Annotated in this window: 20 protein-coding genes; 10 read left to right on the forward strand and 10 right to left on the reverse strand. The window is 37.7% G+C overall.

The window, feature by feature from the left end; genetic code table 11:
• Nucleotides 1–177: 177 nt before the first annotated feature.
• Together IMZ31_RS11540 and IMZ31_RS11545 are read right to left on the reverse strand one after the other, a co-directional pair.
• A complete protein-coding gene (locus IMZ31_RS11540; RefSeq protein WP_207527522.1) occupies nt 178–567 on the reverse strand; it encodes a hypothetical protein in 390 nt (129 codons plus the stop codon).
• Nucleotides 568–985: 418 nt separating this feature from the next.
• The gene (locus IMZ31_RS11545) at nt 986–1,900 is read right to left on the reverse strand and encodes an NAD(P)/FAD-dependent oxidoreductase (protein WP_207527523.1); all 915 of its coding nucleotides are present in this window, start codon (nt 1,898–1,900) and stop codon (nt 986–988) included.
• A gap of 504 nt (nt 1,901–2,404) precedes the next feature.
• On the opposite strand from IMZ31_RS11545, the gene IMZ31_RS11550 reads away from it, so the two are divergent.
• Together IMZ31_RS11550 and IMZ31_RS11555 are read left to right on the forward strand one after the other, a co-directional pair.
• The gene (locus IMZ31_RS11550) at nt 2,405–3,484 is read left to right on the forward strand and encodes an iron-containing alcohol dehydrogenase family protein (protein WP_207527524.1); all 1,080 of its coding nucleotides are present in this window, start codon (nt 2,405–2,407) and stop codon (nt 3,482–3,484) included.
• A 256-nt stretch (nt 3,485–3,740) separates the two neighbouring features.
• Nucleotides 3,741–4,184, forward strand: a complete 444-nt coding sequence (locus tag IMZ31_RS11555) for a GNAT family N-acetyltransferase (RefSeq protein ID WP_242705545.1) — start codon at nt 3,741–3,743, stop codon at nt 4,182–4,184.
• A 62-nt stretch (nt 4,185–4,246) separates the two neighbouring features.
• Here the strand turns inward: IMZ31_RS11555 and amyS are convergent, their stop codons facing one another.
• The 4 genes from amyS to IMZ31_RS11575 all read right to left on the reverse strand — a co-directional run bounded on the left by amyS (nt 4,247) and on the right by IMZ31_RS11575 (nt 8,251).
• On the reverse strand, nt 4,247–5,782 hold the full coding sequence (gene amyS / locus IMZ31_RS11560) for an alpha-amylase (RefSeq protein WP_207527525.1): 1,536 nt from the start codon (nt 5,780–5,782) through the stop codon (nt 4,247–4,249).
• A gap of 143 nt (nt 5,783–5,925) precedes the next feature.
• The gene (locus IMZ31_RS11565; protein ID WP_207527526.1) at nt 5,926–6,738 is read right to left on the reverse strand and encodes a DUF2785 domain-containing protein; all 813 of its coding nucleotides are present in this window, start codon (nt 6,736–6,738) and stop codon (nt 5,926–5,928) included.
• Nucleotides 6,739–6,818: 80 nt separating this feature from the next.
• Nucleotides 6,819–7,316 carry a P-loop nucleotide/nucleoside kinase family protein gene (locus IMZ31_RS11570; RefSeq protein WP_207527527.1) on the reverse strand — a complete coding sequence of 166 codons (498 nt, stop codon included), beginning with the start codon at nt 7,314–7,316 and terminating at the stop codon, nt 6,819–6,821.
• A 155-nt stretch (nt 7,317–7,471) separates the two neighbouring features.
• The gene (locus IMZ31_RS11575) at nt 7,472–8,251 is read right to left on the reverse strand and encodes a DUF4145 domain-containing protein (RefSeq protein WP_207527528.1); all 780 of its coding nucleotides are present in this window, start codon (nt 8,249–8,251) and stop codon (nt 7,472–7,474) included.
• A 251-nt stretch (nt 8,252–8,502) separates the two neighbouring features.
• Between IMZ31_RS11575 and IMZ31_RS11580 the strand changes: the two genes are divergently transcribed.
• Nucleotides 8,503–9,216 carry a DUF4386 domain-containing protein gene (locus IMZ31_RS11580; RefSeq protein ID WP_207527529.1) on the forward strand — a complete coding sequence of 238 codons (714 nt, stop codon included), beginning with the start codon at nt 8,503–8,505 and terminating at the stop codon, nt 9,214–9,216.
• Here IMZ31_RS11580 and IMZ31_RS11585 read toward each other — a convergent pair.
• Entirely contained in the window at nt 9,213–9,806 is a 594-nt protein-coding gene (locus tag IMZ31_RS11585) for a Crp/Fnr family transcriptional regulator (RefSeq protein ID WP_207527530.1), read from the reverse strand. The genes IMZ31_RS11580 and IMZ31_RS11585 overlap by 4 nt on opposite strands.
• A 773-nt stretch (nt 9,807–10,579) precedes the next feature.
• Between IMZ31_RS11585 and IMZ31_RS11590 the strand changes: the two genes are divergently transcribed.
• Nucleotides 10,580–11,170, forward strand: a complete 591-nt coding sequence (locus tag IMZ31_RS11590) for a DUF6241 domain-containing protein (RefSeq protein WP_207527531.1) — start codon at nt 10,580–10,582, stop codon at nt 11,168–11,170.
• A 759-nt stretch (nt 11,171–11,929) separates the two neighbouring features.
• Here IMZ31_RS11590 and IMZ31_RS11595 read toward each other — a convergent pair.
• Complete coding sequence (locus IMZ31_RS11595; RefSeq protein WP_207527532.1) at nt 11,930–12,538, reverse strand: SLATT domain-containing protein; 609 nt, start codon at nt 12,536–12,538, stop codon at nt 11,930–11,932.
• The gene (locus tag IMZ31_RS11600) at nt 12,480–13,358 is read right to left on the reverse strand and encodes an SMODS domain-containing nucleotidyltransferase (RefSeq protein ID WP_207527533.1); all 879 of its coding nucleotides are present in this window, start codon (nt 13,356–13,358) and stop codon (nt 12,480–12,482) included. Before IMZ31_RS11600 ends, IMZ31_RS11595 begins: the two co-directional genes overlap by 59 nt.
• Nucleotides 13,359–13,531: 173 nt before the next feature.
• Here IMZ31_RS11600 and IMZ31_RS11605 point away from each other — a divergent pair, with 173 nt between their 5' ends.
• Together IMZ31_RS11605 and IMZ31_RS11610 are read left to right on the forward strand one after the other, a co-directional pair.
• Nucleotides 13,532–14,143 carry an SLATT domain-containing protein gene (locus tag IMZ31_RS11605; protein WP_207527534.1) on the forward strand — a complete coding sequence of 204 codons (612 nt, stop codon included), beginning with the start codon at nt 13,532–13,534 and terminating at the stop codon, nt 14,141–14,143.
• 6 nt (nt 14,144–14,149) lie between these two features.
• Nucleotides 14,150–15,469 carry a nucleotide-binding domain-containing protein gene (locus IMZ31_RS11610; protein WP_207527535.1) on the forward strand — a complete coding sequence of 440 codons (1,320 nt, stop codon included), beginning with the start codon at nt 14,150–14,152 and terminating at the stop codon, nt 15,467–15,469.
• Between the two features lie 78 nt (nt 15,470–15,547).
• On the opposite strand, the gene IMZ31_RS11615 is transcribed toward IMZ31_RS11610, so the two are convergent.
• Nucleotides 15,548–16,198: a DUF1643 domain-containing protein gene (locus tag IMZ31_RS11615; protein WP_207530381.1), complete on the reverse strand. Its 651-nt coding sequence runs from the start codon at nt 16,196–16,198 to the stop codon at nt 15,548–15,550.
• 367 nt (nt 16,199–16,565) lie between these two features.
• Between IMZ31_RS11615 and IMZ31_RS11620 the strand changes: the two genes are divergently transcribed.
• From IMZ31_RS11620 to IMZ31_RS11635, 4 genes are all read left to right on the forward strand, one after another.
• A complete protein-coding gene (locus IMZ31_RS11620; protein WP_207527536.1) occupies nt 16,566–16,961 on the forward strand; it encodes a sugar diacid recognition domain-containing protein in 396 nt (131 codons plus the stop codon).
• 101 nt (nt 16,962–17,062) lie between these two features.
• On the forward strand, nt 17,063–17,638 hold the full coding sequence (locus IMZ31_RS11625; protein ID WP_207527537.1) for a PucR family transcriptional regulator: 576 nt from the start codon (nt 17,063–17,065) through the stop codon (nt 17,636–17,638).
• 110 nt (nt 17,639–17,748) lie between these two features.
• Nucleotides 17,749–18,876, forward strand: coding sequence for a glycerate kinase (locus IMZ31_RS11630; RefSeq protein WP_207527538.1), 1,128 nt, complete (start codon nt 17,749–17,751; stop codon nt 18,874–18,876).
• A gap of 224 nt (nt 18,877–19,100) precedes the next feature.
• Nucleotides 19,101–19,436 carry a hypothetical protein gene (locus IMZ31_RS11635; RefSeq protein WP_207527539.1) on the forward strand — a complete coding sequence of 112 codons (336 nt, stop codon included), beginning with the start codon at nt 19,101–19,103 and terminating at the stop codon, nt 19,434–19,436.
• Nucleotides 19,437–19,574 lie beyond the last annotated feature (138 nt).

The raw sequence follows: 19,574 nt of genomic DNA on the forward strand, positions 1-19,574 counted from the left end.
AAGTATGACCGAACTGTTACAGGTATGTAGACAAATTGTGACAACATTAATAGCTATATAGACCTATTCCGCTATCTATGCGCTCCTTTTATAATCCGTTAAACAATTACTACGTGAATAAAAAAAGAGCGATTGCCGTTGATCAGCATCGCTCTCGTCTTCTAAAGATAAACTTACTTAAAAATCCAAAAAGAATTCCCTCAAATCTTCCGGCAATTCTTTAACTGCAAGAATTTTTAACCTTTCAGTCCCTGGTGAAGTCATAATGACATAAGACTTCTCGTTATATTTAAATAAAGTAAATTGACTGATTTGATCTACTGGATTATTAGCAATAAATTTAAAATCCTCTTCTGTTAAATTATCTTCATAGCCTTCTAGTAAAAGTTCTTTTGCTTTCTTAATATCTTCTGAGAAATGCAATTGCCGATACAATTCCATTGAATTTTTAGGTGTGAAAAAATATACATAATACAACAATCCACCCGTTATGATGATGACTAAACTAAGAAGATAAACTATTCTTTTTCTATTTTTCCTTTGGTAAGGTCCCACTTTTCTCCCCATCCCATATTTATCCAAACTGCTTTCTAGGTTTTTAGCAAAAGCTCTGCATATTATTTCTTATCTTGTTCTTGCTTTTTCTTCTTTTGTCCCGCATATGTTCCGCCAAATATCGCAACGAACATACTTGCGAATAATGCAACCCAAGCCCAAGTAGCCATAATTCTCCCCCTTACTGTTAAGATGTATTTGAATTAGTAAATGATGAAGATCATTTATCATCTTAACTTATAGTTCAACAACATTTCCCATTTACCTTCCAAATTGTTCGCAAATATTAACGTCTATATGAGTCTGTTCTTTTTTTAGAACAAAATAGGGGGGCAAATCACATGCGATTTGCCCCCTTCATCATGACTTCTTCCGTCTTATCTCATACCGCTAGAGTAATCATTTCTCATCAATGATTGGAAATAATGGCCTATCCCCTCTTCCCCCAGTCATTCACTGCCATTTCATGATTTAAGGCAACGGCCAGTTCATATCCTTCACTGGCTGCTTTCAATAGTCCAGAAAATCCATGCCTTGAATCACCAATCACATATAGCCCATCGACAAGCGTTTCACAGCCTTCCTTTGTGTAATACCCTCCCATTTCAGTAAATTCGATATTAAAGTATTCATGAAGGGGGAAGGACTGGGTTTCACTTGTATCTAATATAAACCCACCGGAACGTTGGTATACATCTCCAGATTCTACAACCACTCTCTTCAGATTCCCATTTTCAGACACTAATTCACGAACGGGTTCTTCCATTAATTTCACATTATGAAGCGATAAGTCTTCTTTTTCTTCATCCGTTATTTCTGCAGGTCCATTTGTGAAGACGATCAGATCCTTACTCCAGTGATAGATTAATTTCACATAATCCATTAGCCCTGGGTCGTTACCGAAAATCGCTAGCGGCTCTTCCCTGCGCTCCCATCCATCACAATAGGGACAGTGAAACACCGTTGTACCATATACATCTTGCATTCCCTTGATGTCTGGTAACACGTCTCTCATTCCAGTGGCAACAATCACACGTTCAGCAGTATAGTGGCCTTCATCGCCATGAATATGGAAGAGCTTCCCTTCTTTATGAAGCGAAGTCACTTTACTCTCTATATACGTAACACTCGGATAAGCTTTAATTTCACTAATTCCCATTTCCTTAAATTCCTCTGGCTTCACACCATCGCGAGTAAGATAACCATGGGAAGCTTTTGTAACGTTATTGCGGGCCTTGTTTTCGTCCAAAACAAGTACGTTCCTCTTTGATCTTCCTAAGACAAGGGCTGCATTCAATCCTGCCGCTCCTCCTCCAATAACTACTACTTCATACTGCTCACTCATGGTTTTATTCTCCTTTTTACGCTTTAAGCTTGATTTATCATTCCCACTTGAGACTCACATCAATCACCAGGTCTAAGACCATATCAAGATTTGAAGCAAGGATTTTGGCTCTTTAGCATTGGATTAGTCCCTCCCCCTATCCTCAACGTGATATAAACGAAATAGTGCTCTATTTGCAGTGAGACTAGTGATTCACCTATTGAAAAGCCCTATCGTATTAGTAACACCTTAGCTATGATGCCTTATGTCTCACTAAAAATGGTTGGATTAAAATATGCTTTCGAAAAGTAAAAGTACGATAGGGTCACAAAAACTTACTTTGGTCTATAAGCTAATACAAGATACTACCCATCAAAATATTTGATAATTCTAAATCATCTTAAAAGATGTTATAGTGACAATACCTCGTTTCAAAGTATCTTAAGCATACCTAAATTCACCAGGCTCATTCACGTCCTCTGAATTTAGCTCTTTTTCTATAATTTCCATGAAGGAGTGTGTTGAATGGTTAAATCAGATGAAATGGTCAGAAGTGGACCGAATCAATATATTTGTGAAGAAGGGATCTTTAAAGACCTTGCTACTTTTACAGAAACGTTTCAATCCCCTGTTGTGGTCACTGGATATAAATCGTTCGAAGCTTTTCAAGACTATGCCCACCTTCCTCCTAACGTGAAGGTTTACCAGCACGACGGATATTGTTCAGATGAAGCAATCCGTTCGATTTCTGAGTTTGCGAGTGAGTCCGATGTCATTATTGGAATCGGAGGTGGCGTTATACTCGATACAGCCAAATCGGTCGCAGATCACTTAGGTGTTGAAGTTATTACCGTCCCAACTGTGGCAGGTACATGTGCTGCCGCTACTCCACTAAGTGTGATGTATGACGACACTGGTGCCTTTGTGCGTGTTGATTACCACACCCGTACCATTCACGTTGCTTTAGTCGATCCTACCTTTTTGCTCTCTTCTCCAATGGAATATGCCAAAAGCGGGATCAGTGATTCCCTGGCCAAATGGTATGAAGCAGAACCGATTATTCACAACGATCAGCATGAGGACCTGTCCATTATGGTGAAAGTAGCACTGGACCATGCATCCTACATAAAAGATATTCTATTATACGAAAGCCGAGCAGCCATCGAAAGCATGGAATCGTCTACAATGAGCCCATCATTCAAAAACGTAGTAGAAGCAATCATCCCATTATCCGGAACAGTTGGAGGTTATGGTGGAAAATACGGCAGAACCGCAGGGGCCCACGCCATCCATAATGGATTGAGTTTTATTAATGAAACTCATACGGTTTTACACGGTCATAAAGTGGCTTATGGAATACTCGTTCAGCTCGTACTTGAGGGGAAATCAGAAGAAGTGAAAAACCTTCTGCCTTTCTATCATGATCTTGGATTTCCTTCGAGTTTAGAGGGATTGAAGATAGTTGAAAACAAAGAGCAAGCCATGAAGACTGTTGCTTCTCATGCAGTTAGTCCGGAAGAATCGTTGCAGTTGATCTCCTATTTTAGTGAGGAGGATGTTGTGAAGGCTATTGAGTATTTGGAGAATATGTTGGTTGAGAGGTAAGGTAACAATAGAACATGGTTCTATTGGCTCATGTCTGTTTTTTTGTTTAAGGAGACCGCTGAGAGCGATTCTCCCATGTTTCTTAAAATTTACAGTAATCCTAAGGCATGATACCTTAATTCATAATTAAATTAATTTAAACAGGTGACGTAACACTACATTTACGTCAGAGGGTAAACGATTTGCTAGTAAGCAGGGCCTCCCATTTTTGGGAAGGCCCTGCTTTTTTGATGAACAGATGATAGGAGTGAACCATTTGGAGCGTAATTACTATATGTACTCTTCATTACCGAATGAAAGGGTTATAACAGAATTGAACAGATTGCACGCAAAAATATTTAACGATGATATTGATTTGACACCGAAAATGGAAAGTAAGCGTAAGTTGTTAACCATTATTGCTATTAATAAGAACGAAGAGATTGTTGGATACAAAATGGGTTACGAATTGGATGATGAAACCTTCTACAGTTGGTTAGGTGGGGTCGATCCTAAATTCCGAAATCAGGGAATTGCATCAGAGTTACTAAATAGACAACATGACTATTTAATGACAAGAGGATATAAAACAGTCCAAACAAAGACATTGAATAAATGGAAAGGTATGTTGATCCTTAATCTGAAAAATGGATTTGATGTGAAGAGCACTTATAGGGATGAAAAAGGAATGTATAAAATCATACTTGAGAAGGAGCTATAGTGTGAATCATGGGGACAGGTCCCTTGACACATTCGCGAAGCAAGGTACCCGTCCCTCTAGTTCTACTGAGTATACACAGAAACAGAACCACCATTTACATAGAAGTTCCCCCAACCATCCTGATTAATCGTAATAATATCGGAACGATTGCCTGTGATGTCCCTCCATTGTTCTCCGGCATTTTGTTTTCCCACATACATCCACTTGCTTCCCCCAGATCCGTCTGTAATCATGGTGGCAAGTCCTGAATTAAAGTGGTCGCTGTCCCCTTCTCGAGTCCAACCGATTATATCCTGATGGTTAATATAATCATGCTGAGTACCATATGCATACTCTTTACGCGCTTCAAGAAGTGGATCAATTTCATCTTTTAGAGAAGGGATTTCATAAGAGGTTGTCCCATTCGTTCCATAATAATCACCATAAAATACAGAAGGATACCCTTGTGATCTTGTAAGAATAAAAGCATAGGCAAGAGGTTTAAACCACGGTTCAACAACAGATTCTAGTGATTGGCCCGGCTGGGAATCATGGTTTTCTACTAATGTAACAGCTTTTGTTGGATTCGTAGATACTAAGGTTCCCTTTAAAATATTCCTCATATCAAAATTCCCACCACTACTTGAGGCCTCATAAAAGTTGTAATGAAGAGGCGCATCGAATGCGGAATGAGTGTATTCCGTCTTGGATAAGTAATTTTGGATAGCCGCCAAATCATTTTGCCAATACTCCGCTACTGTGTACATTTCTTGACCGGTATTAGCTCGGACACTCCTCACCCAATCTCGCAAGAAAGAGTGCTTAATGTGTTTAACAGCATCTAAACGAAAACCATCAAGATTTAATTCATTCGCATACCATGTTCCCCATGACTTCATTTCACTGACGACCTCCTGATGACCGTAATCAATATCAGCAAACATCAGGTAATCGTAGTTCCCATTCTCTGAAGATACTTCCCAGTCCCAAGCTTTCCCTGTTCCACGAAACTTATAAATTCGACTGAGATTCCTAGACTGATCCAAGTCCGTTCCATCAAAGTAATACCATTGCCACTCAAAACTTGAGTATTGATCATTTCGTCCAGGAAAATTAAACCCTGTCCATGATTCAATTTGATACTCTCCAGAAACCTCAATATTGCGATTACTACCATCCACTTCTACTGCTGTGACCGTTTCGGTATAATCTGCCCCACCTTTGTGGTTCATGACCACGTCCCCATATACATCAACTCCATTTTGATGGAGGGAGTTGATGGCAGTTTGCAACTCTTCTTTCGTTCCATACTTAGTACGGACAGTCCCCTTTTGATCAAATTCTCCAAGATCGTATAAATCATACGCCCCGTACCCTACATCTGATTGAGAAGTGCCTTTATACGCTGGAGGAATCCACACGGCGGTAATTCCCATATCACTTAAATGAGATGCATCGTTCTTCAGATCAGTCCAATGTGTACCATCGTTAGGGAGGTACCATTCAAAATACTGCATCATCGTTCCATTTGTAGCAGCTTTAACATCACTCGAATCCATTGGGGTTGTCATCATCGTAAATGCCAGTAAAGAAATAAGTGCATGCTTGAAGACTTTCATATCGATCCTCTCCCAACTTTACGCAAACGCTTACAAAAATTTTAGCATATATTAGCTGGTGACGAGGATACCTTTTTAATCATTCCCTGGAGACAGATCCTTCTAGTACCTTGTTGAAGTGAGCCTGCGGACCCGTCCCCTGATTACGAGTTATGATAAACCCTTTGATGCCACTCCTCCAGGTATTGTTTAATCGTATGCTGAAGATCAGGTGTTTCCAATCTAAAATATAAAGCTTTCATAAAATGCAATACGTTCGTTCTAATGCGAAAAACCGAGATGGTAAATGGGGCAGCGTTCCATATGGATTCGAGGTGTAAAAAGGTCTTATTAATCCAATATGTAATGACAGAAGGTGCCACATCCCTTCGAAATAAAGCCCCGATCACAAAGGATAAGCGCTCTTCCTCATCATCAGCAAATACGTCTTCTTTCCAAAACGCATGACGAACAGCTTGCAGAAAGAGTGGAGCATCTTCTTTTCTAAATTGAGAATGCTCCACGAGAGCCACAAGAACATCAGCTCCATGTGCAATGCTATGCGCCCATCCCTTATTCTCAACGTATCCCCTTACATCCTTCTCTTCCTTAAGGTACTCAATATAATACTTCAAAACGCGCTCGTATTGCTCCCGCTCCCATCCTTGTTCATGCTTCACAATCTCAGCGATAACTAAAGCAGAAAAGGATCGAGTAAACACACCATCCCCCTCCTTTTCTCCTATATGGTAAAAAAGATGAGACCTGCTTAGGCATGTTTCTAAAATCCTATCAATCTGATGACTATGTAGTCGGTTGCTGTGAATTAGCTCTCCAAACGCAGGATAAATACACCCATCTCGAAGTTCAGGATCGACATCTCCGATATGATCAAGCATCCAGGTAATCCACTCATCCCCTTCTTCAGTTGGCCATTCGTTGATGCTCATCTGTTTAAAGCTCTCTTTTGTTTTCATAAGAATTGAATCAAATCCTTTCACTGGAACAAAAAATTCCATAGCGAGCGTATATCATTCGTGATCTTATCATTTGACACTTATGATTCTCTTCCAAACTCCACAATATTTAAGCCTTCGGATGTAGCTGGTGCTTCAAAGTACTTAGAAACTTGAACAAACACCTCTTCCGTGTCAAAAGCTGCTCTTTCGGGTTGTTCGTTACGTCTTTGTGCAATTTGGCGTAAGCATTGTTTGTTCGTTACATCTAGGTAAATAAGTTGATGGTTTGCATTAACCTCTGATGCTATATCCAAAAACCACTTCCGCAGTTTTTGAGTGTTAGCTGGAAAATCCATTACTACATCTGTACCTACACTTAATATGTTTTGGACATGCTTTTTCACCATAGGTTTGATCTGCGCTGAGTATTTTAGATATTCTTCGAATGATGCGATTTGATTTGGGTAAAGAGATGAAAGCCACTCATCCTCAGACAACAGTACCGCATTGTTATCAATGGCCAGTTGTTGTGATTTAGTTGACTTCCCTGCGCCCATTTTTCCACAAACAAAGTATAGCGTTCCTGGTTGTTTCATTTGCTTAACCTCCCGTGGTTATTTTAGTTGTTGCCCTGAACCATGCGTGATAAATCGGTAGAGCAAGCCAGTGCTGTTAGTCCCATGGTTTTATTTAGAAGGGACAAAATCATGCCTAGATAACATACTTCCTTTAAGCGCTTCTCATATAAAATTTAGTTTGTGACTTCTACAAATATTACCGGAGAGAAGTATGCCTCTAAAGCATCAGCATAAGCCGCGGATTGAGATTTTGTAAGCCCATCAAGCTCTAATTCCTTAATGTTATCTGATTCATTTCCAAACGCTTCTTCAAACCTAACTAAAATGCGGCGTTTTCGTCTTCCCCCTATACTTACCCCATCTGTAATCTTCATTAATACATAGTATTTACCTTTTATGTAGTAATTAGGTTCTTGTAGTTCTTTAACTTTATCTTCAGCCCATTCTTTAATTTTTACTAGCTTCAATTCTTCTAATGATAGATGTTCTTTGGGTGTTTCCATCTTCGAAGTTATTAAGGAATACAACTGATATTTCGCATCATTTTCAGATAGAGAATAAACAGCCAACCAATTGTCTAATAGATCTATAAATTCTAAACACTTTTTCACATCATTATTAATTTGAGAATCTTCATGAATTGCTTCATTCCCCTTAATACGAATAAAATTTATTTGTCTCAAAATTTGCATGTGAATTTTTTCTTCCTCAACACTATACCCTGCACCAATTATGTGTCTTTCTAACGAGTTTGTTTTCATATAAAAGCTCTCGTCAGAAGATGAGTAAATATTATAAGAAAGTAATATGTCATCCATAAGTTTTTCTGCTACATACCTAATTTTGAACAGCGCACTCTGAGGGTCAGACTCCTTATATTTTGTTGCAGTCTTAATTTCCTCGTGTAATTTCGGATGCTGCCTTTTTATATATTCACCTTTTAAAACTGACACACTTTCACCCCACAATCTAATTATTAATCTATGAATATCAAGAAACCATTTCGCTTTTTAACATGTTTATCCTGGCATCAATAATCTTTTCAGCAATGACCATTGTTTTTCCTCCTTCGTCCACAAATTCCAAATGGAGCCATGGGAACCTTCCCACTGTTTAAAAGTATAAATCCCTTGATTTAAGTCAATGAAACTCTTCCTCAGACAGAATACAATCATAATGAACAATATTCCGAGGAGGATCAATTATGAACACAAGAAATACTCTCCATCAAAACACGCAGCAAAGGGCAGCAGTCATATCAGGTATCGCACTACTTCTCATGACACTTGCTGCCATTCTTGCTCAAGGGTACATTCACAGTTCCTTAATTGTTGAAGGAGATACGGCAACGACATTCAAAAACATCCAAGCGTCTCAATCGTTATTTAGTCTTGAGATACTTGGATGGCTCATCATTATCATTACCGATTTAGTCGTATCATGGGGTTTTTATATGTTCTTGAAGCCATTCCATCCTGGTTATTCCTTATTAGCAGGATGGCTTCGCTTACTTTACACCGCGATTTTGTCCATGGCGGTCTCATATCTTGTAATAGCTAATGGTACAGTACACAATCTTGAAATGGACTTGACAGCTGATACGATGGCACAACAAACTCTAGGTTCCATCACAGCTTTTGAAAGCATCTGGTCATTTGGATTAATCATTTTTGGCCTTCACCTGGTCGCAGTCGGATTCGTAGCAATGAGTACAAAGAAAATTCCAAAGCTCATTAGCCTACTAGTAGTTGTAGCAGGCTTCAGCTACTCGCTCATCCATGTCATGTACGGTTTTATCCCACAGTTTGACCGTTTTACAGGACAACTGGAATTCATGCTGATGGCGCCTATGGTAATAGGTGAATTAGGCTTTGGTGTATGGTTATTGGTAAAAGGGAGAAATTTGACGATGGACTAATCGATCATTCTAAGATGATGAGCGGACCGCTTCTTAATACGGCTTAGCGTTTCTGGTTTGATTCCAAGATAGCTTGCTAGTTGGTACTGTGGAACCCGGTCGATTAAACCTGGCCTATTCGCCATCAAATGATGATAGCGTTCTTCAGGTGTCGAAGAGACAAAAGAAGAGAAATCATCCCTCATCGCACCTATATCCACTTCCATCATCTTGCGAGTCATCTCTTCTAAGACCGGATGCATGTCGTAAGCTTCCTTCTCAGTAGCTAAATCACCCACCACAAACGTACCATCTTCCAAACAGCTAAGGGAGTACTTGGAACCTTTATCTACAGTATGTTGATTAAAGATCGTAACGCTTTGTTCTTCCGTAAAGAAATTGTACGTATGCTCATTTCCTTGTTCATCTACAGCATACTGCCGCACACAGCCTATTAATATAAAATAACATTTGTCAGGAACATCTCCTTGATGCAAAAGGATTGTTCCTTTCTTAAAAGTAGCAACAGGGATATCTACTGTTATCTCTTTTAATTCAGGTTCACTCAGGTCGGAAAAACGTTTCATGTACTGGATAAGGATATCTTTCATGCTATCCACTCCCCTTACCATGAATTAGGTTTATGTTTTTAGTGTAGCATTAGTTATCAGGAATAGAGCATTTAATTATCGCAGGATTTGACAGTTTGATGGTTATGGATTGTGCAAAATGAAATGAGTAATGATTATAAACAGGTATGGCTATAAATTTTTCAAAAGCAGGTTTACTAGATTGTATGAATCGTTTTATTTAGGAGGAGATCAGGTTGATCTATTTTTATTTATCTCAGTCATTGTAGAGATGACTTTTATATTTCTTTAATTCGTCTTCAATCATGACTTAAAAAGAAGAAATTGGAGCTAGAAGAGCAAAAGATAGAATTGGAGAAGATAAAGGTACAACTTCAACAAGAATGTAAAGATCAAGAGGAAGAAAAGCGTTAATAAGAAGTACGTTTTATATATAACTTGAAATGTCTTGTTAAGCTAAGAAGTTATGACTTTAACACGCATTATAACCCTAAGACCATCAATATACACTAATTTATACATTGGTCGTACGTTGATGGTCTTTGATATGCAGGAATGCACATACTAGCGATCGAACTTTGTGGATGAGTCCATATTTCTCACTTATCATACATAAACATCCGTATTCTATCTTTCTCAAATAAAACACTCCATTTACACCCACGCAATTGTAACTAATTACCAAAATAACCACTTCCTAGTTCCTTACTTCTAAGATATAATTATATATGTAACTATTAATCGGATCGTTTTATAGAATGATACAAACAAAGTTATTAAGGAGACTTATTAACATGAAGACATTCTTAGCTAAAAATTGGTTCATCACAACGTTGGTTGCAATTTTGGTATTGGGAACAGGATTTGTCTTTTTTATGTGGTACGCTGGAGCAGAAAAATTGTTCGAAAAAGAAGTTAAGGCAGATGAAAAACAAGAAGAAGTTGAACCAGGAACAAATATAGATGTTACTGTTTCTAAAGGTAGCGAAGAAGAGGAAAATAATTTTATTGAGCTTAACGAAAAACGAGACAGACCAATTGAAGAAGTATATACAGAAGGCATGTCTGAGAGCGCTATTCAAGACGCCATTCACCAAATGTCCCATCAAAAAGTCATAGCTAACAAAAAATGGGGGGCTTTACCCATTACTATGGAGCGTATAAATCGTTTAATTGAAGTGGTTGAAATGAACAATTACACTCACAAACAAGATTACTTAGAAATTCTCACTGCATGGAAAAACAAAGATTTTGCTAACATAGACGATCACCACAATATGATTTGGGAAAAACAAGGAGGAACAGTAGGCAAAGCAACTGGTGTTATGTCGATTGCAGAGGAAAAAGAATTTATTGAAAATCATTTTGGTAGTGAGCTTGAATAAAGGTGATGTAGAAGCAATGAACAGTTTCGGAACAGTCCTTCTTAAGATCAAGGCAAATAAACACTTTAATAAGATGTAAATTATGAATATCTTGTTGCGCTAACGGCGGTGTTACTTTAACAAGCACTAATATAAAAAGAGAAAGACCATCACCATACTAACAATTTATAAATTGATAGTATGGTGATGGTCTTTTGACTTATTACATTTAAGTCATTTCACACCTTTATTATCCCTTAATAAAGGTTAGTAAATGAGCAGTCCAAATCTTATAAATTTAAGAAGCAGGAAAAATCGAATAATTAAACAACTCATTCGCATAATTTAACCTTTTAGTGTCTACGAATATTTTTAGAAGGAACACGATTTTGAGTCCCTTTTACGGTTACGGAAGCGCGGGAACGGCTGAAACGCTTGTCATATAAGGATTTATCTAACATCTTATCTTCGTTTATTTATTTTAGGACGACACGAGTAGCGGATAAATAAACTCCAAATTCGGGGGCGGTTATTTAAGGTCGTGTGTCGATACTATTATAATGAAGAAACTCGTCAAAGGTCAATTAAATATATGTCCTAAGACCAGAAATTTGCATAAATGATATTTATGAATTTTTTCATATTAACTTATTGCAAGCACACCTTCATCCATTCCTTTATTAGCATTACATATTTTTGGTCATTGCAATGTTTTAATTAAGCCTTTGAAATTTAATTCAAATAGCACTGCCTTTATTTTTAGTTATTTAAGTTAAACATCTATTCTTCACTATTTTTCCTAAGTTCTTTTGGGAGTAACAAATCAATTTCTCTTTCAGAAAACGTAAGTTCTTCATTATGTTTTAAAGCTTCCTGAGCTTTTTGATAAGCTTGGGAATTTGTACTCGGTGCATTCTCATAAATATCAGCTAATTTCCTTTGCAATGTATCTCTCTTCTCCCTTATTTCTTCCTGGCTATACTCCCCCATATCTGTTATTAAAGATAAATAGTCTTCCCTAACATTCCATATAGCATTAGCAGCGGCTCTGTGCTTACCAGCAAAACTAACTAATTCAAAGTCCTTTGTGTAGGCATTTAAAATCAGTAAAGAAGTGGATATAACCGCACCGATTAAAGCGGCTACTTTTCCACTTCCGAATATAGATGCAATAAAACTTCCTGTGGTAATACCAGACAAAATTATTTGCCAAACTTTTATAGTGTTGTTTTTGCTCAATAAGATATCTGCGCACTTCTCATGTGTCTTATGAGAGTATACTGCGCGTCCATAACACTCCCTTATTTGAGCTTCTAATAATTCTTTTTCTTTATGATGGGAACTTTGTCCCGAATATCTCTCTCCATCTGGATTTTGCCGTTCTTCCATATCCATTCACTTCCTTATCAATAGCTTCTAGAGATATGTTATAGCATCTTTTTGCCTTATATTCGAACTTTCCAGTTCTATACACTCTTTGATTACTGCCTGGAGCTAACCAAAAACTTTTATTTTCATCCTGGTTCATCAAGAATTTAAAAAAATCCCTTACCATCCAATCATAATATACATAAGATTTGTCTTTAAACTTCCAATTCCTTAGAAATTGATATGCTAGTGTGTCAATCAGGAAGCCGCTAATGGGAACCGTCCACTTTACCTTCCATGCTCTTGCCATTCTACATAATCTTTTTAGGTTTTTGTTAGTTAAATGATTAGTGATATTTAACTCTTTAATCTCCGGCTTAGGATTTGTAACTTTCCACTTGCCACCATTATTAGTATCAGGATACGTATAGCTCTCTCCATCTTTGTTTATAAAACACGGTACTATTTCGTATGAAACACCATCCGTAAAATCTACTTTTACAACTTGCCCATCAGCTCTCTTATAAGATTTATAAGTTTTCTCAATGGAGTTCTTAACTTCCTGCAAAAGTGAGGACTGACCATTCCCCACATAATTATTGTACTTTTTATAGAATTCGTAGGGTAGCTGCATTAATAAATCAATATCGCTTACAAAAATATCTGTTCCCCTACCATAAGAACCTGAATAGAAGCTATGAGCGGTACTTGACTCGCTATCCCAAAAGTCTTTATTTAACTGCTTAGTTATTCTATTTGTCCTATAGGTTATATCCCTAACAACATCATCATTCATTCTTATAGATTTACAAAATTGAAAGAAATAATCTGCTGTCCCCATAATAATCCCCCCCAACATATTTTAAGTCGTGCTTCCTATTTATCACTCTATTAAGTGAACATTTCTATTTATTTCGTTTTATGGGATAATTATACCAAATCAAATACATTAATCGCCAATAAACGAGACATTTCTCATAGTTCGCTATTATCTTAAAGAAAAGGGGTGATTTTTTGGATAAAAGCAGCCTACTTAAATCAATCGCTATAAAAGGATACGATGTTGGGTTCGGGGCAAAGAAACATTTTGCTACTTTTGATTTAGCCTGTAAAGCCCCTAACTTAATTGCTATCTTAACTTTAACAGCTGGCGTAATCCAGTTAGGATTTGATATACCTTTAACACTTAATAAGAGCTTGTCTGTTGTTTTAATTTCTATTGGTATCATCTCAATCTTCCTTAATTATTACGGAGACGAAAAAAGAAAGGAATACTCCGAAGCTGGGGTAGAAATCACAAATATATATCAAAGTCTTAGAGACCTATATTATAGTGTCCAAGGTACCGAAGACAGAACACAGTTGTCTGCTCTTGAAGAAGAATATAAGGAATTAGTTGAAAGGTTTAATAACATAGGTATAACTCAACAAATGATGTTTAGTGATTGGTACGCCCATTACAAGTTTTTTGTTCAATTAGAAACTGATTGGATTGAAGAACAAAGGCCTTTTCGTTTCAAGGATAAGGTTCCCTTATTAATAAGATGGGGGATTTACTTTTTGTCTTTGTGCGTAGCATTGTCCATTATTATTGGATTGATAATCTTATCAAACAAGGGGTTGTAGGATTTTATGTCTATCGAAGAAGCTTTTGGTGAATATATAGATTTCCTGAAAGATATTAAAATGGAAGATAAAGAGAAACGTATGAAGAGAATAACAAAAAAACTGAATAAGGTGTATTACGATGGAAATGAAAGTGAAACTGACCACTTTCTTTTGGTAGGTTCCCTAGGCCGACATACTGCGATAAAAGGTGTTAGCGACGTTGATATGGCATTTGTTTTTCCCGAAAAAATGTACACCCAATATAACGAACGCAAAAACAACGGCCAAAAGGATTTGTTACAAGATGTAAAATCTACTTTAAAAGAGTTAGCCCCTAGAACTATTGTACGTGGCGATGGACAAGTAGTGGTTCTTGAATATAGTGATTATCAAGTTGAACTATGCCCTTATTTTGAAAAGGATGATGATAGTTACCTTTACCCTAACTCAAATAATGGAGGTAGCTGGAAAGTCACTAAGCCCGTACCTGAAATTACTGAAGCGGAAATAATGATAGATGTAACTAACGAGAACTTTCAAAATGTTTGTCACTTGATGAGAGCTTGGAAAAATCAACAAGGATTTAAATTTGGCGGATTGTTAATCGACACGCTGGTATGTAATTTTTTCAAAGACAATGATAAATATAATAATTGTGATTTTAGTGATTATCCTCAATTGTTAAAAGACTTCTACAGCTACTTAAAAGATTTGAATAAGGAGCAAAGTTATTGGAAAGCTCTAGGTAGTAACCAACATGTTTATAATAAGGATGGTAAATTTGTAACCAAAGCAAAAAAGGCATATAACAAAATTAAAGATGTTGATAACGACAGCGAAGAGATGTATTCAAAAATGAGAGAGCTCTTCGGAACTAAATTCCCTGACAACGCAGTGAAGAATATTGAGAAAGCCTTATTTAAACACTTCGCTTCTAAAAACACGGAAGAATTTATCGAAGACTTATATCCTGTCGATATAAAATATACCATTGAGATTAGTTGCTTCGTTTCTCAAGACGGCTGGAGAGACAAAACACCTCTGCGGATGCTTCCTTTTTTAAGAAGTGACAAAAGTTTAAGATTTCAATTGGAGCCCCTCGAAACAGATGAACAATATCAAGTTTATTGGAAAGTAAGAAATGTAGGAGAAATTGCACACAGGAAAGATGAAATTAGGGGACAGATAATTGATGGGAACATTAGTCCACACGTACACCAAGAGAGAACGAAATTTAAAGGAGAACACTTCGTAGAGGCTTTTATAATTATGAATGGTGTGGTAGTTGCTAAGGATAAAATTGATGTACCTATATCCATTCAACGGAATATTTTAGAACAATAAAGTACAAGAGGCTTGGTAAATAACCAAGCCTCTTGCTTTTATTAAAAGAGTCCTATTGCTTGAGTTGATTGAAATGTTTTATATATCTATATAAAAGGAAGGTTCAATTTTAACTTCAATAATTTCTTTTGGAAATTTAGTATATCCAAAATGTCTGGGCTGCAACTCTAATGTAAGCACCGTACTTTCTCCTTCAAAGTTCAAAACGTAGTATTCGCTTTCGAATTCACGCAGTTTTCTCAAAATTGAAGATGTGATTACAAGGTGCATCTTTTTATTAATGTAACAATCTCCCCAGCATAACACCACATATTTTGAAAGCCTTATTGCTTTTATTATCCTCTGCAAATTAATTTCCAACACTCTATCTAGTTCGTATTCTCCCACTTCTACTTTAACTTTATCAATTTGTTTTTTTAGATTACTGTGATTAGAAGTGTATAGAGGAATTATGTTCGTAACAATGACATTCTTAATCTTCATTTTATTTTCTAAGTTATCTGTTAAATCTTTTGTGAATTTAAGCATGTTATTTATTGTATTATCTGACACCGTTTCTGTAGCTTTTGACGGGTTCATGCCAATGTATGTAATATTATCTGAACCCTCTGGATTAATTGTAGCCCTAAGCCATGTTCTAGAGTCTATAGATGTACTTTTTATCTTTTTTGATATTGCAGTCTTTTTTGAAACAAAATCTGGGTATGTTTTGATATTCTCTCCTCCAATTTAAAATCATTCTGCATTACATGCTTTAACCCTATTATTCAATATCTATCTAAGAAGTCCCTCTTTACAAAAGCTATATTAATACTTGTATATTTAAACTCTCAACATCACTTTGAATTATCATCCTATTTTATCAAATTTATGGTAACATACTAGAAATCATAACGGTTACGTCCATATGCGTTATAAAGCTCTAAATAAAGAGGATTAGGGAAACTTGAACGTTAACTCCCAGTGCGTTTAGAAGGTAATCATAAATCGCCGCCACATTTTTATAATTATTTCATTCAACTACTTAGTTAGATTAAACACCACTCTTTAGTATTGACCCCAATGCTATACTGTAAAAAAAACCGAGGTGACTCTTATGAACCTAACCGAATCGCCAGGACAAGAAATCATCGATCGCTTATCTACCTATATCGATGTTCCTATTAATCTCATGAACCCAAAAGGCATCATTATCGCTAGCACCAATAAAGCACGCGTTCACCACCTCCACGAGGGAGCGAAACAAGTTGCCAGCACTCAGGCTCCTTGCACGATCTACCCAAATGACTTACAAAACTACAAAAACACTCAAGCTGGTGTGAACCTCCCTGTCTTTCACCGGGGGAAGTTGACTGGTGTTGTGGGGTTAACACGGCATCCTGATGACGTGACGCAGGCTGCTGGGATGACTCAGGGGTCTGTTGAGATTACGCTTGATCAAATCTATTTGCAGCGACAAGCGTTTTATGAAGAGCGGCAATGGATTCAGTAGTTGAATAGGGTCTTAGAGAATTCAGCGGAGCAGGATGAGGCGTTGATACAAGAAGCTGAGAATACATTCCGTGTTCACTTATCCGAATACGTGGCAAGTGATTGCCTTTCAATCTATTAACCCCCTATGACCACCTGGAGCGTATTAAGATTAAGGAAATCGTTGAACCTTTTATCCCGCTCGTAGTGCTTCCTTATCAGCACTATATCGTATGCATTGTTCCTTTTTCGACTGATAGACAATTCCCCCTCCAATCCTCAGGCTACACGATTGGCGTAGGTGAACCACAGTATAGCTTGAAAGGGATACGGACTTCTTTCCGGCAAGCAAGAGATGCGATCACGCTTGGAGAGGCGCCGGTTTCTTATAGTGCAGACCTATATTTAGAGAGACTTATACATACCATTGATCAGGATATCTATGAACAAACCTTATCTGTGCACGGGAAACGATTAGCGATGTTAGAGCCGAACTATGTAGACACTTTACAGGAGCTCTTCCGACATAACTTACGAATGACAGAGACAGCGAAAGCCTTACATATTCACCGCAACACGTTAATCTATCGCTTAGACCAATTTTGCCTCAAAGTAGGACTCGCCCCTAGAAACTTTAAAGAAGCCGCGCTGCTTACGATTTTGCTTGTACATGAACCGTTTGTACAGATGCACAAGTAATCGGATTCACTTTTCTGACATTTTGTGAGCGTTGTCAATTGTGCCCTCCCCCATTTATACGTTCTAATAGAACTAAGCCAAAGAAAGAGGAAACGATTGGAGGAATAGATGTGAAGATTGTCATCGCACCCGATTCATACAAAGGAAGTCTCGAATCAAGCGAAGTTGCCGAGCATGTTGCTCGTGCTTTTAAAGACGTGCATCCAGAGGTTACGGTTATACAAAAGCCTATGGCAGATGGTGGTGAGGGGACGCTTGATGCGCTTGCGGCTGCGACGGATCATACGCGTCAGTCCATCCGTTTAACTGGACCTCTTGGTGATCCGATCGACTCAAGCTACTTAATTCTTGGGGATGGTACGGTCGTAATCGAGGCGGCGAGCGTCCTTGGTCTCACCCTAGTTCCAACTGACCAACGAAATCCTGAGAGGACAACAAGTTACGGACTAGGCGAAGCGATTCTTGATGCACTAGATCGTGGGTATCGCACATTCTTGATTGCTCTTGGCGGAAGTTCAACCAATGACGGTGGGCTTGGTATTTTACAAGCATTAGGCCTTCATGTTCAGGACAAGCAAGGAAATGGGATTGGGTCACTTGGTAAAGATCTTTACAACATCGACTCGATCAACAAGAGTACGCTAGATTCTCGTCTAAGTGAGTGTACGTTCAAAATTGCATGCGACGTTTCCAACCCTCTTACAGGATCAAATGGAGCAAGTCATGTTTATGGACCACAAAAAGGAGCCTCAGAAGAGCAGGTAAACCAGCTAGATGAGGCCCTCGATAAGTGGGGACGTCTTTTAGATGAAGATAACATGGACACGCCTGGTGCTGGTGCAGCCGGGGGCTTGGGTTTTGCTTTTCTAACCTTAGGTGGAGACCTTGAATCAGGAGCTAATCTGGTGTCAGAAGTGATTAAGCTAGGGGAATCCATTAAGAATGCAGACCTTCTCATTACAGGAGAAGGAAAATCTGACGAACAAACGCTCCATGGAAAAGCGCCTGCTTTTGTTGCTGATTTAGGTGCGGAGTACGGCGTACCGACGATTCTGTTATCTGGAAGTATTGAAGGAGATCGTAATCAACTACGGAGCAAGTTTATGAGCAGCTTCTCCATTGTGCCAAGCATCATTAGCCTAGACGATTGTATGAATTTTGCTTCAGATTACCTCTATGACACGAGCGTTGAGATTGCTCGACTTTGGGGGCACATATTAGAGAGGAGGGAACGGTAAATAGACGTAAGCTGAGCTCATCAAAGATATATAACCATTGTTTCCTTTTAACCCTGCAAAGAATTCTTTAATCATTCCTACTATTCAAGGAACCAGGAGAGGAAATTCAAGTTAGACAGCAACGATATTTTAATACCCTTAATTAAACAAAATTATATTCCGGAATAAAAAAAGGAGATTCTCATATTTTAGAGTAACTATTACATTGAAGGGAGGGAAAAATTATGGGCCTTTTAGATAAAATCTTTGGTTCTTTCAATCAGAGTAATGGAGGAGATCATGAGCCTCCTGATTATTTTGAACTTAAATATGAATATGAAAATGAGTCTTATGGCGATGAGGGTTGGAAAAGTTATAGAATTAATGTCACGGTCGAATTTACCTGGGATGAAAATAAAGGTGAATATGAAATAAACTCATATGCTCGTTCTCCTGATGGATTTACAGATGTGGAAATCCCAAATTATAGCGAATTCGAAAACGATGTTAATGGGGATTTGCATAATAAAGGGATTAACCCTATTTACATTCCCGATATTGATGAGTGGAACTTTTACTAATCAGGAAGTAAAAAACAAAATTCTTATAAGTAATCTTTATCTTAAAATAAATTCCCTACCACGATTCGATTGGTAGGGAATTTATTCGAGTTGAATTTGTCTTTATTCTTCAGAAAAATACACCTCCCAAACAAAGAA

Source organism: Pontibacillus sp. ALD_SL1 (assembly GCF_017355605.1).